The sequence below is a fragment of the Xenorhabdus sp. BG5 genome, from assembly GCF_015163665.1.
Classification (GTDB): Bacteria; Pseudomonadota; Gammaproteobacteria; order Enterobacterales; family Enterobacteriaceae; genus Xenorhabdus.
This window is the reverse complement of the sequence record NZ_JADEUG010000006.1, coordinates 100,211-116,076: the sequence shown is the minus strand read 5'-3', so window position 1 is coordinate 116,076 and position 15,866 is coordinate 100,211. Positions and strand designations below refer to the sequence as shown.

16 protein-coding genes are annotated in these 15,866 nt (G+C 41.8%); 3 read left to right on the top strand and 13 right to left on the bottom strand.

The window, feature by feature from the left end; translation table 11 throughout:
- Positions 1 to 35: 35 nt before the first annotated feature.
- From IQ209_RS05300 to IQ209_RS05290, 3 genes are all read left to right on the top strand, one after another.
- Entirely contained in the window at positions 36 to 1,106 is a 1,071-nt protein-coding gene (locus IQ209_RS05300; RefSeq protein ID WP_193849654.1) for a M4 family metallopeptidase, read from the top strand.
- Between the two features lie 232 nt (positions 1,107 to 1,338).
- Positions 1,339 to 2,397, top strand: coding sequence for a M4 family metallopeptidase (locus IQ209_RS05295; protein WP_193849653.1), 1,059 nt, complete (start codon positions 1,339 to 1,341; stop codon positions 2,395 to 2,397).
- 219 nt (positions 2,398 to 2,616) lie between these two features.
- The gene (locus tag IQ209_RS05290; RefSeq protein WP_193849652.1) at positions 2,617 to 2,838 is read left to right on the top strand and encodes a protealysin propeptide domain-containing protein; all 222 of its coding nucleotides are present in this window, start codon (positions 2,617 to 2,619) and stop codon (positions 2,836 to 2,838) included.
- 250 nt (positions 2,839 to 3,088) lie between these two features.
- Here IQ209_RS05290 and der read toward each other — a convergent pair whose 3' ends face one another.
- The 13 genes from der to fdx form a co-directional block, all read right to left on the bottom strand.
- On the bottom strand, positions 3,089 to 4,582 hold the full coding sequence (der, locus tag IQ209_RS05285; protein WP_193849651.1) for a ribosome biogenesis GTPase Der: 1,494 nt from the start codon (positions 4,580 to 4,582) through the stop codon (positions 3,089 to 3,091).
- 162 nt (positions 4,583 to 4,744) lie between these two features.
- On the bottom strand, positions 4,745 to 5,917 hold the full coding sequence (gene bamB, locus IQ209_RS05280) for an outer membrane protein assembly factor BamB (protein ID WP_193849650.1): 1,173 nt from the start codon (positions 5,915 to 5,917) through the stop codon (positions 4,745 to 4,747).
- A gap of 16 nt (positions 5,918 to 5,933) precedes the next feature.
- Positions 5,934 to 6,554: a YfgM family protein gene (locus IQ209_RS05275; protein ID WP_193849649.1), complete on the bottom strand. Its 621-nt coding sequence runs from the start codon at positions 6,552 to 6,554 to the stop codon at positions 5,934 to 5,936.
- A 14-nt stretch (positions 6,555 to 6,568) separates the two neighbouring features.
- Complete coding sequence (gene hisS, locus IQ209_RS05270) at positions 6,569 to 7,846, bottom strand: histidine--tRNA ligase (protein ID WP_193849648.1); 1,278 nt, start codon at positions 7,844 to 7,846, stop codon at positions 6,569 to 6,571.
- Positions 7,847 to 7,949: 103 nt separating this feature from the next.
- A complete protein-coding gene (gene ispG, locus IQ209_RS05265; RefSeq protein WP_193849646.1) occupies positions 7,950 to 9,071 on the bottom strand; it encodes a flavodoxin-dependent (E)-4-hydroxy-3-methylbut-2-enyl-diphosphate synthase in 1,122 nt (373 codons plus the stop codon).
- Positions 9,072 to 9,162: 91 nt separating this feature from the next.
- The gene (gene rodZ, locus IQ209_RS05260) at positions 9,163 to 10,173 is read right to left on the bottom strand and encodes a cytoskeleton protein RodZ (protein WP_193849712.1); all 1,011 of its coding nucleotides are present in this window, start codon (positions 10,171 to 10,173) and stop codon (positions 9,163 to 9,165) included.
- Between the two features lie 123 nt (positions 10,174 to 10,296).
- A complete protein-coding gene (locus IQ209_RS05255; protein ID WP_339378915.1) occupies positions 10,297 to 10,668 on the bottom strand; it encodes a fimbrial assembly protein in 372 nt (123 codons plus the stop codon).
- A 128-nt stretch (positions 10,669 to 10,796) separates the two neighbouring features.
- Positions 10,797 to 11,975, bottom strand: coding sequence for a bifunctional tRNA (adenosine(37)-C2)-methyltransferase TrmG/ribosomal RNA large subunit methyltransferase RlmN (locus tag IQ209_RS05250; protein ID WP_193849643.1), 1,179 nt, complete (start codon positions 11,973 to 11,975; stop codon positions 10,797 to 10,799).
- Between the two features lie 220 nt (positions 11,976 to 12,195).
- Positions 12,196 to 12,624, bottom strand: coding sequence for a nucleoside-diphosphate kinase (gene ndk, locus IQ209_RS05245; RefSeq protein WP_193849641.1), 429 nt, complete (start codon positions 12,622 to 12,624; stop codon positions 12,196 to 12,198).
- Positions 12,625 to 13,342: 718 nt separating this feature from the next.
- Positions 13,343 to 13,771 (bottom strand): enhanced serine sensitivity protein SseB C-terminal domain-containing protein, encoded by a 429-nt coding sequence (locus IQ209_RS05240; protein ID WP_193849639.1) that lies wholly within the window; start codon positions 13,769 to 13,771, stop codon positions 13,343 to 13,345.
- 98 nt (positions 13,772 to 13,869) lie between these two features.
- Positions 13,870 to 15,165: an aminopeptidase PepB gene (pepB, locus tag IQ209_RS05235; RefSeq protein ID WP_193849638.1), complete on the bottom strand. Its 1,296-nt coding sequence runs from the start codon at positions 15,163 to 15,165 to the stop codon at positions 13,870 to 13,872.
- A 156-nt stretch (positions 15,166 to 15,321) separates the two neighbouring features.
- Positions 15,322 to 15,516 carry a Fe-S cluster assembly protein IscX gene (gene iscX, locus IQ209_RS05230; RefSeq protein ID WP_189759909.1) on the bottom strand — a complete coding sequence of 65 codons (195 nt, stop codon included), beginning with the start codon at positions 15,514 to 15,516 and terminating at the stop codon, positions 15,322 to 15,324.
- Positions 15,517 to 15,530: 14 nt separating this feature from the next.
- Positions 15,531 to 15,866, bottom strand: a complete 336-nt coding sequence (gene fdx, locus IQ209_RS05225) for an ISC system 2Fe-2S type ferredoxin (RefSeq protein ID WP_193849636.1) — start codon at positions 15,864 to 15,866, stop codon at positions 15,531 to 15,533.

The following is a 15,866-nucleotide window of genomic DNA, read 5'->3' as shown; positions in this document are numbered from 1 at the left end:
GAATACAACATCTAACAACAAAACAGGGTATTATTATGAGCAATAATCAAAACAACATATATAGCTTAATTCCTCCATTTGTTCTGGAACATATTTCTGATGATTGTGATACATATACTAATCAATATGTATTAAAGACATTAGGCCATGTTTATCAATTGATGAATACTCCTGCTGAAGAAACTATTTCTCAACAGGATAAACAAGAAGCTAAAAAAGAGGTGAACGATAAACTGCATCGCACTATCTATGATGCTAAAAATAAAGAGGAATTCCCAGGGGAAGAGTTATCTCGCAGTGAAGGTATGCCAGAGAGTTCAGATGATTCAGTTAATGAGGCTTATGAGTATATCGGTAAGACTCATGAATTCTATAAAAAAATTTTCGGCCGAAATTCCCTGGATAATAAAGGAATAAAGTTGGTTGCTACAGTACATTATGGAAAAAATTATCTGAATGCATTCTGGACCAGAAAACAAATGGTATTTGGTGATGGTGATGGAAAGTACTTCAATCGTTTTACCTCTGCCATTGATATTATCGCTCATGAGTTGACCCATGGTGTTATCGAAAGCGAAGCTGGGTTGGATTATATCTATCAGTCTGGTGCACTTAATGAATCCATCGCAGACGTATTTGGCATTATGGTAAAGCAATATGTTAATAACCAAAAAGTCGATGAATCCAATTGGCTATTAGGCCAAGGTTTACTGGGGCCAAAATTTAATCCAGAAAATAAATCTGATGTTAGCTTACGCACCTTTATTAACCCTGGAAGCGCATTTTCCGGAGATAAGCAAGTGGGTCATATGGATCTATATGAAGACCTTCCCTTCATAATTGATAATGGAGGCGTTCACATCCATTCAGGCATTCCTAACAGGGCATTTTATTTAGTGGCGATGGAGCTGGGAGGCTATGCCTGGGAAAAAGCAGGAAAAATTTGGTATGAAACGTTACGGGATAAACGTCTAACTTCAGATGCAGATTTCGAAGATTTTGCCAAACTGACGATTGATAATGCTGAAAAATTATTCAGCAAGAAAACGTCAGATATTGTTAGTCATGGTTGGAAAGAAGTTGGTGTTCTACTTTCCGAAGAATAATGAAATTACCATTAATAAAATACTAATTCATATTTTAAGCAGTAACGTTAAGATAATCCTAAAATAAATAATAAAGGGTTAAGGATAACCCTTTATGATATTTATAAATTAATATTTTAGATCCAAACAAAAACATCTTCCATTAGTAGCAAATACCATCACTTAGATTAATAATTAATTAAGGCCCTAGAGATAAAAATATGCATAACACCTAAAAAGCGGGGGTATCATTATGCGCAACCATCAAGATAAATTAAATAAATCTGGTATCATCCCACCATTTTTATTGGAATACGTTGTTAAAATTTGCGGCCAAATCGACAAAGCGTACATATTAAAAACATTAGATCATGTTTACAATCTAATGAATAGCTCTGCTGAAATGGATATATTAATTCATGGATATCAGCCAGGTTTTGACAATAAATTAAACAGAACTATCTACAATGCTGAATATAATGATCAATACCCAGGGGATAAATTAATTTTATGCGAGGGCATGGCTATGATTGATGATATTGCAGCCACTGAAGCTTATAACTACCTTGGTAAAACATATGAGTTTTACCATGAAATTTTTGGACGTAATTCAATTGATAACAAGGGTCTTAAATTAGTTTCTACTGTGCATTATCAAAAAAATTATATGAATGCATTTTGGAATAATAATCAAATGGTCTTCGGAGATGGTTATGCCCCTTATTTTAACTGTTTCACCTCCTGCATTGACATTACTGCACATGAACTAACTCATGGAGTAACTGAAAGTGAAGCAAATCTTGATTATGCTTATCAATCGGGTGCATTAAATGAATCGATCTCAGATGTATTCGGTATTATGGTAAAACAGTATGTAAATAACCAAAAGGCTAACGAATCTGATTGGTTGATAGGCCAGGGAATATTTGGCCCAGCACTTAATCCGGACAATGATCCTAATGTTGCCTTGCGGTCATTCAAAAATCCTGGAACAGCAAACCCGAAAGATAATCAAGTGGGTCATATGGACCAATATCAGGATTTATCCGTCAGAGATGATAACGGAGGTGTCCACAAATATTCTGGTATTCCTAATAAGGCATTCTATTTATTGGCAACAGAGTTGGGAGGGTATTCTTGGGAGCAAGCTGGAAAAATTTGGTATAACACCTTATTGGACAAACGATTATCCCACAAAGCCAGTTTTAATGATTTCGCACAGCTGACCATTGATAATGCTAACACATTATTTGGCAAGGAAATTTCAGATATAGTGATGCATTCATGGAAACAAGTCGGAACTTTACTCTAAAAGTTGTAATATCCCTCCAATCATTCAAGACCAGGGAAGGTCTTGATTACGTTTATATATTTATCCTTAATTTATTAAACTAATCATCTTATCCCGCCAAGCCATATCATAAAAAAATTTACATTTTTAGTAGTGACTAACATGGTTAGTTTGGCTACTATTCAGATTAGGCTAAATATACACCAACACGATAACATACATACAAAATAGGGCATTATCATGATTGACAATAGAACAAGAAAACAAAATATAATCCCCCCTTATTTATTAGAATATATTGCAAAAACCTGTGATGTTAACGATAAGAAGTATGTTTTGCAAACATTGGATCATGTTAATAAACTCATGAAGCAATCAACCAAAGAAGATGCCTTAAACTCTGGAGATAATTCTTTATTATATAAAAACAAAAAAAATACTGAACCAGAAGATAGCTATTAATTACCAGGAAAGTAGCGTTACTCTCTGATTTACATACTATTTAATACAATAAAAAAGAAAAGCCTAAATTATTAAAACTAAATTCGCAATAAACCTATTAATAAGTTTGACAGCTTTTCAAAGCTAATTAGATTAATTTTTAAAATTATTCCTATCTGTTCTGTTTTATGATGATTAAACTATTCTTTAAATGCAGAAATAATAAAGGGCTAATAATAGCCCTTCTATTTATATCAATATTTTTAAATAATTACCGTTTTTTCAGATGTTCCATTAAACGCTTACGTTTACGGAGCTGAGTTGCTGTTAATGTATTTTTCTTATCCGCATAAGGGTTAGCCCCTTCTTTAAATTGGATGCGGATAGGTGTTCCCATCACCTTTAAAGAACGACGGAAATAATTCATCAAATAACGCTTATAGGAATCAGGTAAATCTGTTACTTGATTACCGTGGATAACCACAATAGGTGGGTTATATCCACCAGCATGGGCATATTTCATTTTCACCCTACGACCACGGATCATTGGCGGCTGGTGATCATCTTCCGCCATGCGCATTATACGGGTCAATAAGGAAGTACTAACGCGACGGGTTGCACTTTCATAGGCTTCCAGAATTGATTCAAATAAATTCCCAACACCACTACCATGTAGCGCAGAAATAAAGTGAATACGGGCAAAATCAACAAATCCCAAACGCAGCTCAAGCATATCCTTAACGTGATCTTTATCTTCCTGACTCATGCCATCCCATTTGTTGATGGCGATAACCAGGGAACGACCACTGTTAAGAATAAAACCAAGCAGAGAGAGATCTTGATCAGAAATGCCTTCACGAGCATCCACTACCAGCAATACAACATTGGCATCTTCAATCGCCTGAAGCGTTTTAATCACAGAAAATTTTTCAACTGTTTCAGTGACTTTTCCACGCTTACGCACACCCGCGGTATCAATCAAAATATATTCACGGCCATCACGCTCCATGGGAATATAAATGCTGTCACGGGTTGTACCTGGCATATCAAAAACGACAACACGCTCTTCACCGAGAATACGATTGGTTAATGTGGATTTACCTACATTAGGACGACCAACAATCGCAAGTCTCAAAGGCAAAGTTGTGGGATCAAATGCCTCCTCTTCTTTTTCCTGTTCAGCAGAAGCATCTAATTCGGCTTGCTCCATCTCTGCCCAATAAGCTGCGTTAGCTTCTTCCTCAGTTAATTCGACTTCTTCCGTTTCTTCTTTATCAGAAAACGGCAATAACACACGTTCAATCAGTTGTGTCACACCACGACCGTGGGAAGCCGCGATGGAATAAACATCCCCTAAACCGAGTGAATAAAACTCAGCTATCGAAGTATCAATATCGATACCATCGGTTTTATTCGCCACCAGAAAAGTTGCTTTTTCACGGCTACGCAGATGCTTGGCAATCGCATGGTCAGCAGGCATCAATCCCGATCTGGCATCAACCATAAACAGAACAATGTCCGCCTCTTCTATGGCCATCAGAGATTGCGTAGCCATATGCGTTTCTACGCCTTCTTCCGTACCATCGATACCGCCCGTATCAATGATGATGAATTCCTGCCCTTCAACCTCTGCCCGTCCATACTTACGATCACGGGTTAAGCCAGGGAAATCCGCTACCAGCGCATCTCTGGTTCGGGTTAATCGGTTAAATAAGGTGGATTTTCCAACATTGGGGCGCCCAACCAGCGCAACGACAGGTATCATTTTCTTGATGCCTCATGACTAGATTTAAATCGATATCCTGCTGAAAATGGCTTCCCAATATCGTTCACCACAGCAAGATACAAAGATACTAAAAAGACGAAACGGCCCCTGTTATTGTCCAGGAGCCGTATAATTCCGTGTTATGTAAAACACGCTCTGAAATTAGCGGGTATACAGATAAACTGTCCCGTCCTTCGCTTGGAGCATCAGTTTATCGCTGGCAACAACCGGACGACTCAACAGGCCAGAACTATCAACCTTGTTCTGCGCCACAAATTTGCCATCAGCCATATTCAACCAATGCAAGTAACCTTCAACATCACCAACAACCAGATAACCATTGTACATTTCCGGTGCCGTCAGGTTACGGTGCAAGAGATCATTTTGCGACCATAATGTCACACCATCACTCTTACGCAGGGACAAGATACGGTCATCTTGATCAACAATGAAAATATTGCTATCAGTGACTACCATATCATGCACCGATCCCAGATCACGTTTCCAGATAATCTGGCCTGAACGCATATCCATTGCTACCAAATTGCCATTATAAGCAATCGCGTAAATCACATTGTCAGAAATAACCGGAGTCATATCAACATCATTCAGGCGATCTATTTCGGTAGAACCTGTTACCTGAGAAATACGCTGTTGCCAAATGAGTTGCCCCTCAGACAACAGCACCGCACTAATACGGCCATTGTCACCACCTACAATAGCTGCACCATAGGCTACGGCAGGCGCGGATTCACCACGAACGGATAACGAAGGCGTATCCATATTCACTGACCAAGCAATACTACCATCGGTTTCGTTTAATGCTTGCAACATACCATTGCCGGTATGAATCAAGACAAAACCATCACTCACGACAGGGCGGGACAACGCTTCGCCAGCAACCGTTGATTCCCATTCAACCTTACCGTTCGTTGCATCCAGTGCGATGACTTTGGCTTTTTCTGTTCCGACATACAGCCGATCACCGGATACAGTCAAACCACCAGAAAGCAGCGCTGGCAAACGGGATGACAATAAACCTGCTTTTTCTGACAGATCCGTTGCCCATATCTCTTTGCCGCTGTCTATATCAAATGCTTTGACAACACCATGACGGTCAGCAACGTAAGCTGTTGAACCCTGCCAGGTTGGTGATAAATGAGAGTAATACTCTCCCGTACCACTCCCAACGGACTTATCCCAAACGATACGAGGTTTGAATTGATTTTCAACCTTTGGCAACGGTGACATTGTTACCGTATCCTGTTCACTTGAACAACCTGCCAGCAGAACAGAAGCAACCAGCCCAACCAAGAGTGTTTTTCGCAGCTGCATTATGAAGTTGGCTCCCTTAGTTGGATAAATTATTAAGTTTGATTTTCATAAAATCCTTAATTACCTGCGGGCCCTCAAGTCCAAGCCCTGTGGAATAGGCTGCACGAGCGCCAGCAATATCCCCTTTTTTAGCCAGAATATCCCCACGAATATCCTCAACCATAACCTGCCAGCCTTTGCCTTTGACCAAATCCAGCGTTTTCAATGCAACATCTGTTTTATCTTCCGCCAATTGAACCCGGGCCAGACGAAGGTTAGACACTGCTTGCATGTTCCCATCTTTGGCTTTACCGGATGCGGCTAGCAAATTTTTCTCTGCCTGAGCCAAATCATTCTGAGCAGTAGCCTGTTTTGCCAGTTCCAGATCAGCCATAACACCGTAAACATTGTCCGTCTCATTAGCAAATTTTTCTACGGCAACAACATTTTCTTTCGACCCCGACGCCAGTGATTTGTTCAACTCTTCAAATACTGCTGCCGTATTATGCAATTGGTTGGTTTGATGAGTCTGCCAGTAACGCCAACCCAACAAAACACCAATGCCTAGCACCAGACCAACAGCAAGGTATTTACCGTTGGTAGAGAAAAAACGCTTGATCGCGTCAACTTGTTCAGTTTCTGTGGTATAGACTTGCACTAGAGTCTCTCTCCTTAGCCTAACAGTTCGCTCAAACGCGCTGCGACCGCTTGTTGTGACAACGTTTCTTGTTCACCGTTGCGTAAATCTTTCACTGTAATATTGCCTGTCTGAATTTCATCTTCTCCCAGAATCAAGGCAACTTTGGCACCGTGTTTACTCGCACGCGTCAACTGTTTCTTAAAGTTACCACCGCCATGATTGGTCATCAGACGTAATTCTGGCAGTTGATCACGGATTTTTTCGGCCAATATCAATGCCGCTTGCTGGCTACCTTCACCAAAGGAAGAGAAATAAACATCGGCAACGGACAGATCAGCAACAAAGTCAGGATTAACCTCCTGCACCAACAGGACCATACGTTCCATGCCCATGGCAAAACCAACCGCTGGTGTTGCCTTACCGCCCAATTGTTCAACCAAGCCATCGTAACGACCACCAGCACAGATGGTTCCCTGCGCACCCAACGCCGACGTCACCCATTCAAAAACCGTACGGTTGTAATAATCAAGGCCGCGAACCAGACGCTGGTTGATACGGTATTTGATCCCCGCACTATCAAGTAGCTGACACAGTCCATCAAAGTGTTCTTTTGACTCGCTATCAAGATAATCAAACAGCTCCGGTGCATCATTCAAAAGTTGCTGAATTTCAGGGTTTTTAGAGTCCAATACACGCAGTGGATTGGTATACATGCGGCGTTGACAATCCTCGTCCAATTTCTCTTTGTGTTGTTCAAGGAATGCCACCAGTGCCTCACGATAATTGGCGCGTGCCTCTAATGAACCAATGGAGTTCAATTCAAGTGTGACGTGATCCGCAATGCCGAGCTCGCGCCACCAACGTGCTGTCATTAAAATAAGTTCAGCATCAATATCTGGCCCTTGTAAGCCAAACACTTCAGCCCCTAACTGATGGAATTGACGGTAACGGCCTTTTTGTGGACGCTCATAACGGAACATAGGGCCGATATACCATAAGCGCTGTTCCTGATTGTACAGCAGACCATGCTGAATACCGGCACGGACACATCCTGCGGTATTTTCTGGGCGCAGGGTCAAGCTTTCACCATTGCGATCGTCAAAGGTATACATCTCTTTTTCGACAACATCAGTGACTTCCCCAATTGCACGTTTGAATAACGGGGTCTGCTCTACAATCGGTGTCCGAATTTCACTAAAACCGTAACCTGACAGCACACGCTTTACCGTAGATTCAACTCGTTGCCAGATGGACGTTTCAGCAGGAAGGCAGTCGTTCATGCCACGAATAGCTGGGATATTTTTTGTCACGTTTTATCTCTTATTAATATTTATACAATGCCACCGATTATAAAAGCGAATACTTGCAAGGTTCAATCTGCAAGCAAACCTATATGCTCATATCCCCAATAAATTACTCATCAAGCTGATTGATACTGATTCGGTTTTTAGCATCGAGGATAGTTGCCTTCGCCCGGATTTTCGCCTCAAGTTGATCAATCAAATTGTTATTGTCAAAACGCTCTTTTTGACGAATACCATCTTCATAAAAGCCACTTTTTGTTTTCGCACCCGTTACGCCAAGCGTTGAAACTTCTGCTTCCCCTGGGCCATTCACGACACAACCAATGATAGAAACGTCCATCGGGGTGATTAAGTCTTCAAGACGCTGTTCAAGCGCATTAACCGTACCGATAACATCAAATTCTTGGCGCGAACAAGTTGGACAGGCAATGAAATTAATGCCCCGTGAACGAATACGCAATGCTTTCAGAATATCAAAACCGACTTTAACTTCTTCCACTGGATCTGCGGCCAACGAAATACGTAACGTATCGCCAATTCCTTCTGACAACAAAATGCCAAGGCCAATTGAAGATTTCACCGCACCAGCACGGGCTCCACCTGCTTCCGTAATCCCCAAATGCAGCGGTTGATCAATTTTTTGTGCCAGTAAACGGTATGCCCCAACCGCCAGGAAAACGTCCGAGGCCTTGACGCTTACCTTAAATTGGTCGAAGTTCAGGCGATCAAGAATATCCACATGACGCATTGCCGATTCAACCAACGCTTCGGGTGTGGGTTCACCATATTTTTCCTGTAGATCTTTTTCCAGTGAACCACCATTAACCCCAATGCGAATCGGAATGTTATTGTGGCGAGCGCAATCGACAACTTGACGAATACGCTCTTCGTTACCGATATTGCCAGGATTGATGCGCAGACAGTCAACACCATATTCCGCAACTTTCAAGGCAATGCGGTAATCGAAATGAATATCGGCAACAAGAGGGACATTGACTTGCTGTTTGATCGACTTAAACGCTTCGGCTGCATCCATTGTTGGAACAGACACCCGAACGATATCAACACCGACACGCTCTAACGCCTTAATTTGATTGACTGTTGCTTCAACATCAGTTGTTCGTGTGTTAGTCATTGATTGCACTGCAATCGGTGCGCCATCCCCGATAGGCACATTACCGACATAAATACGTGTAGATTTACGTCTTTTTATCGGTGATTCATTATGCATTTTTACATTACTCCCCTACATCCCTGTATTTTTGTTTATAAGAATGACAACTATGCTGTGGTGAATAATTTGGCCAAAACAGTTAAGGCATTTATTTCAGAGTCAATTTAGCCGTGATGCCTTTCTTCACGAAGGAACTCAGATCCACGGGTTTCCCCTGGAACTGCACCTTAACCTTGGATGGTGCGCCAATATTTACCGAATAAGGTAAATTACCGGAAAGTTTTAGGCTATCCCCTTTCTTTTTTATGCCACTAAACAACACCTTACCTTTAGCATCTTCGACTGCCAGCCAACATTCACCGCTGAAATCTATCACTAACTCACCGTTGCTCGCAGTGCTGATACTGTTTACATCAGTCGATGATGGGCTCACAACAACACTATTCGCCTCTACATTAGCAGTCGTATTTTCTGGCGTTGCATTGTTTGCAGGCTGAGTAGTTGCTGTGGATACCGGCGCACTGGAAGATACGGGAGACTTGCTGTTTACTTCTGTGCCATTTGCCTCTGCCGACGATGTTTTTTCTTGGGAAACACCAGATTGAGCAGTCGTTGCGGATTGATTTTCTTTAAGAGGCGCTACATTATTTTCCCCAGCACTTGGAGCCAGTCGGTCATTTTCAGAGCCTGTTACCTGGCTATCCTGGGCATTTGATTGTGTAGCCATTGAAGACAGTTCTGTTTGTTGTACTTTATAATTCTGCCACCACCACAGGAATGTCATTCCCAGCAACACAATAATAACAGCCCATGTTATTTTCATTAACCAACCGTCACGTTTCTTGCGTTTTTTCCCCGCTGAAAAACTTTGCATAGGCGCCGTTTTTATGGCCTTGGAGGGGATCTGTTTATCCAGAGTACTCAAGATTTCAGATTCAGGCACCTGAACCAATTTTGCATAGGCGCGAATATAACCACGAAGGAATGTCGGTGAAATATTTGACGGGATATTATCTTCTTCAATATCACGAACAGTGGACAGTTTAAGACACAAGCGATCTGCCACAGTTTGCTGAGAAAGCTCATGTTTTTCACGAGCCTGACGCAGAATCTGACCTGTTGTCAGATTAGCTTCTTCTGGATAAGTTTCAGTCTTCATTAGCAAGGGATACTGGTACTGTTCTGGGTTAAAGAATTTACGCAAATTAAATGAATAGAACATATCACTTAATTTGTGTAGCGAAATCATCTAAATATTGCATGCTGCGTTGAACGCAAAAAATCATTTATCACAGCGATAGCGACCTGTGTCGCGTTTCATGCTTGCCATACTTTCCATGATCAATTGCTCAGCTTTTTCATACTGCTTTTGTTCACAAAGAAAAATATGGTAGTGATGTACTACGGTATCACTTTCAGCCGCATACTGCATAGCCATTCTATAATGCTGACTGGCGGTTTCAGGACGGCCTGCATATTGTTCATGCAGTGCCATACCCAGATGTGCCTCTGGATGACGAGGCTCCGCCAGCAAGACTTTTTGAAAATGATATTTAGCGGCCGGTAAATTTCGGTCCACCAAATAAGCCTTCCCTAGTTGCAATCGTGTCTCTATGGCAACAACCTGATGGGCGCGATGCGTTGATCGTTCCACACACCCCGTTAACAGGCCAAAACAAACTATAGACCAAATTATTGATTTCCGTATCATACCATCTTCATTTATAAGGATATGTTAAACTTTGCCAGATTTTTAGCCATTCATCGATTTTAAACAAAAAATTAGACTGTTTTTACCTGAATAGGTTCACCTGCAAGGCGTTTTTTCATGGTTCTCTTGGTTCTGTCAATGACATCACCGGCAAGCTGCCCACATGCTGCATCAATATCATCTCCCCTCGTTTTACGCACAATGGTTGTAAAACCGTATCCCATCAGGACCTTGGCAAAACGATCGATGCGGCTGTTTGAGCTGCGCCCATAAGGTGCACCTGGGAACGGGTTCCACGGGATCAGGTTAATCTTGCTGGGAGTATCTTTTAAGCATTCGGCCAATTGATGAGCCTGCTCAACGCTGTCATTGATATGATCAAGCATTACATACTCCACCGTAACACGTCCCTGGTTAGCATTAGATTTTGTCAGGTAACGACGTACTCCCGCCAAGAACTCTTCAATATTGTACTTGCGGTTAATGGGCACAATTTCGTCACGAACGTCGTCAGTGGGTGCATGTAAGGAAATTGCCAGTGCAACATCGATCATATCTCCCAGTTTATCCAGCGCAGGAACAACACCAGATGTTGACAATGTTACACGACGTTTTGACAAACCAAAGCCGAAATCATCCATCATGATTTCCATTGCTGGCACGACATTATTCAAATTGAGTAATGGTTCTCCCATTCCCATCATCACTACGTTGGTAATGGGACGACGACCACTGGATTTCAGTGACCCTATAATCTTAGCGGCGCGCCAGACCTGACCAATAATCTCAGAAACGCGCAGATTACGGTTAAAACCCTGCTGAGCCGTAGAACAAAATTTACACTCTAAAGCACATCCCACCTGAGATGAAACACACAGTGTCGCGCGATCATCTTCTGGGATATAAACCGTTTCAACCTGTTGATCACCGACGGTAATCGCCCATTTGATTGTGCCATCAGCAGAGCGTTGCTCTTCTGCAACTTCGGGTGCTCTGATTTCAGCAACTTGTTGCAATTTCGCCCTGAGCACTTTGTTGATATCGGTCATCTGCTCAAAATCGTCATAGCAATAATGGTAAATCCATTTCATGACCTGATCGGCACGAAAAGGCTTCTCTCCCATATCGACAAAAAATTGACGCATTTGTTTACGGTTAAGATCGAGCAAATTGACTTTACCGTTTTTCTTTTCAGGCGCGACAGATACGGCGGAAGTTGCAGGTGGTACGGTTTCGTTAAGTTGGGACATTGTTACATCGCCTCGTTGTTACACTTTCGGCTCTATGCTGATCTGATTTCAGCATTAAGTTTTCATGCGGTGACTGCCAATTCAATGATCATTCTCTCTTTTAATCAGAGCTATATTGAATGGATATTGAAATAAAATAATAAATGCCCCGCTGAACCAAATCAGTGGGGCGCATCATTGTACAAACTTTACTGTTTATATGCTACTTAAGTGAAAAGCTTTAGAAACGAGGGAAGATTTCATCATCACTGAAAAAGTAAGCAATTTCACGATTTGCAGATTCAATAGAGTCAGAACCGTGAACCGCATTTTCAGTAAAGCTGTCTGCATAATCTGCACGCAGAGTACCCGCCAAGGCATTATCAGGATTCGTGGCACCCATCAGATCGCGGTGACGTTGAACGGCATTTTCACCTTCCAGAACTTGTACCATAATTGGGCCAGAGGTCATGAACGCCACCAGACCATCAAAGAAAGGGCGGCCTTTGTGTTCAGCATAAAAACCTTCCGCTTGTTCACGCGTCAAATGCAACATTTTGGCTGCGATAATTTTAAACCCTGCACTTTCAAAGCGGGCATAGATAGAACCGATAACATCTTTCTTCACTGCATTGGGTTTAATAATGGAAAAAGTACGTTCAATTGTCATTGAGTAACCTCTTTGGCACTTTCAGCGATGATTCATTTTAATTTTTACGCCCCAAACAAAACTGGAGGGCTGCTCTACCCTGTATCTGACAGGGATAAAAATAGGCGTTGATTATAGGAGGAGAGTTTCTGCTTGCCTACAAAAAACATAACATTTTATTAAAACTTTCTTAGCGAAAATATCATTTTTTAGCATAAATCACATTTTCGCTTCGTTATACACGATGAAAATAATCATTTTATAAAATAATGCCCGCTCAGGCGATGAATTCCCAAACAGACATACTGACCAAGATCATTGAATTAGTATTTTTCACTCAATGTCAATTATAAAATCTTCTCTGTGACACATTGAATAAAAGGCTTAACTTCGTTAGCCCTTTCCTTGCTTATATCTTGTTGACTTTCATCAGAGACGATAAATTTTCCTGTGAACTTTTCTTTAGGATCTTGGGGGGTTTTATCTGACGTACCAATAATACTGATAGTATCAGATGTTGGAGTTCCTTACTCCGCGCGGCGCGCGGGATAAGGAATACTCCTGCCATTTTGAAACGCTATTTAGCGTTATCAAATTACATGAAAGTAGATCACAAGAAAGTCACAAGGCAGAATAGGTGAAACAGCAATGTTATGCGTTACGTTTAAAATAAATTCTATTGCTGTAGAGGCTGGTTTCATGACGAAGAAAATAGCGTCATAGTAAAGCAATCAAGTCGTTATTGATTAACAACAGGGATGGTATCACGCAACCAACTCCCTAATTTTCGCTGATAAAAGGGTTGGGTATGATGAATCAAGAAATGGCTGATCCCCCCTTCTTGTTCATCAAGCAGGCAAAAATCGACAGATTCCTCTTCATCAAGATATTTGCAAGCCAGTTCGCCAGCTTCTTGAATCAACAAATTAATCTCATTTTCTGTCAATGTCACACTGAATTCCAAGCCAATTAATACATTGGGTTTTTCATCCACATTTTTATCATGGGCCATAATTAAAAAAGCCTGTCGAACAGATTTATATTGTTTAAATAATTCAATGAGTGACTCAATAAGCTGAGTCGGCGGTTTTTCTGGCTGACTTAGAGTAATAAGGCTTCCGCCAGGAACCTCTATTTCAGTAGCGATAGATCCATTTAATAAGCTCATGAAAATCTCCGACGGTACTGTTTGAATGAAGTTAAGATCATCGATAAATTCAACAATAGCTCCTCCATAAGAGGAGCTATTAAGAAAAGTGTTTTCGCCTATTTCGCTTTTGTCAGCAATAAATTGGCAATGGTACGTACACCATATCCCGTTGCACCCGCAGCCCATTGTTCAACAGAGGATTTACGGTAAATTGCTGAACAGTCAATATGTATCCAACCTTTTTTGTAATTTTCGACAAAGTGCGACAAGAATGCGGCTGCGGTACTTGCTCCTGCCGAATGTGCCGGTGACGCAATGTTGTTCAAATCAGCAAAGTTAGATGGCAGCTGGCTACGATGGAATTCAGCCAGCGGCAAGCGCCAGAACAATTCATTTTCATTATTGGCCGCTGCCATTAAATCAGATACCAGTTGATCATCAAAACTTAATATTGAGTGGTAATCATTGCCTACTGCTGTTTTCGCTGCGCCAGTCAAGGTGGCAGCATCAATAATAAGTTGCGCTTTTTCTACACTGGCATCAATCAAACCATCAGCCAGAACCAGACGCCCTTCTGCATCTGTGTTCATCACTTCAACCGTTTTACCATTGCGGTAGTGAATGATATCGCCCAATTTGAACGCATTACCACTCACCATATTATCTGCGATACTCAGGAACAGTTTTACACGATGTTTTAAGCCACGACTGATTGCCAGAGCCAGTGCTCCCGTTAATGTCGCTGAACCGCCCATATCTGATTTCATAGAATCCATGAAATTAGAAGGCTTGAGGCTGTATCCACCGGAATCGAAGGTAATGCCTTTACCAACCAGGCAGGCAAAGACAGGTGCTTTTGCATCTTTTGTTGGATTGAAATCTAATGTCAGGAACACAGGATCACGAGAAGAGCCACGGCCAACGGTATATACCCCCGCATATCCCTGTTCACGCAACTCATTCCCTTTGATGATACGATAACTAACGGCATCACCCGCTACCCCGCGCAATAAATCAATAGCTCTCTGGGCAAGCTGTTCCGGTCCCAAATCTTCTGCCGGAAGGTTGATGGTATCACGCACCCAATCGACGAATTTGATCCGTCTTTCTAGCTCCTGTTTTTCCGTCGCAGGGAGTTGTGGCCATTCAATTGTGCGCAATCCTTTAGGTGAACGAAAGCCTAGCCAAAATGACCAACTTTTTTCCAGATCCCAGCCATCACCCACTAAAGCAATATTGCGAATTCCTTGCCCGTCAATTTTACGCCCGGCACGTTGAATTGCGCCCAGCTTGCCATTGCCTTTCAAATGGATCGTGATCCCTTGCTCATTTGAGCTAATTAGTGCTTTTTCACCCCAGCAAGCGTTAGCTGGCTCATAAGACAGTGTTATAGGCATGATTTGTTTTGTCATTTTTTCTCACTTCTTATCTTATTTGTTCACTGTTTCACAGTGAGGGTTTATAAAAAAACTGGCCATCGCCAGTTTTCCACTAAATACAGATTATGCCAAGCCATTGAGCAAGAATCGGTGAAATTGTGCTATTTTTTGCCTTGGGCAAATTGCACGTTATTCATATTCATCCAGCCACACCAACAAAATAGCTTCCAGTATTTTTTCGTTGGATTTCTGTGGATCGTCATCAAACCCCTCCAGCTCACAAATCCATTCATGCATGTCGGTGAAACGTACTGTTTTTGGATCTAAATCAGGAAATTTATCATACAGTGCTTCGCCAATATCACGACTGTCAGACCATTTCATTTTCTGTTCTCCTGTCAGTGTTCGCGCGCATGGTTAACGGTGTATTTGGGGATTTCAACGACTAAATCCTCATCGGCAACTTTGGCCTGGCAGCTTAAGCGGCTTTCTGGCTCCAATCCCCATGCCTTATCCAACATGTCATCTTCCAGTTCAGAGCTTTCTTCCAGTGAATCAAAGCCTTCCCTGACAATACAGTGACAAGTGGTACACGCACAGGATTTTTCACAGGCATGTTCAATTTCAATGCCATTACGTAATGCAACATCCAGAATGGATTCGCCTTCCTTCGCTTCCAATACTACCCCTTCAGGGCAAAGTTCGTTATGAGGTAAAAATACAATTTTAGGCAT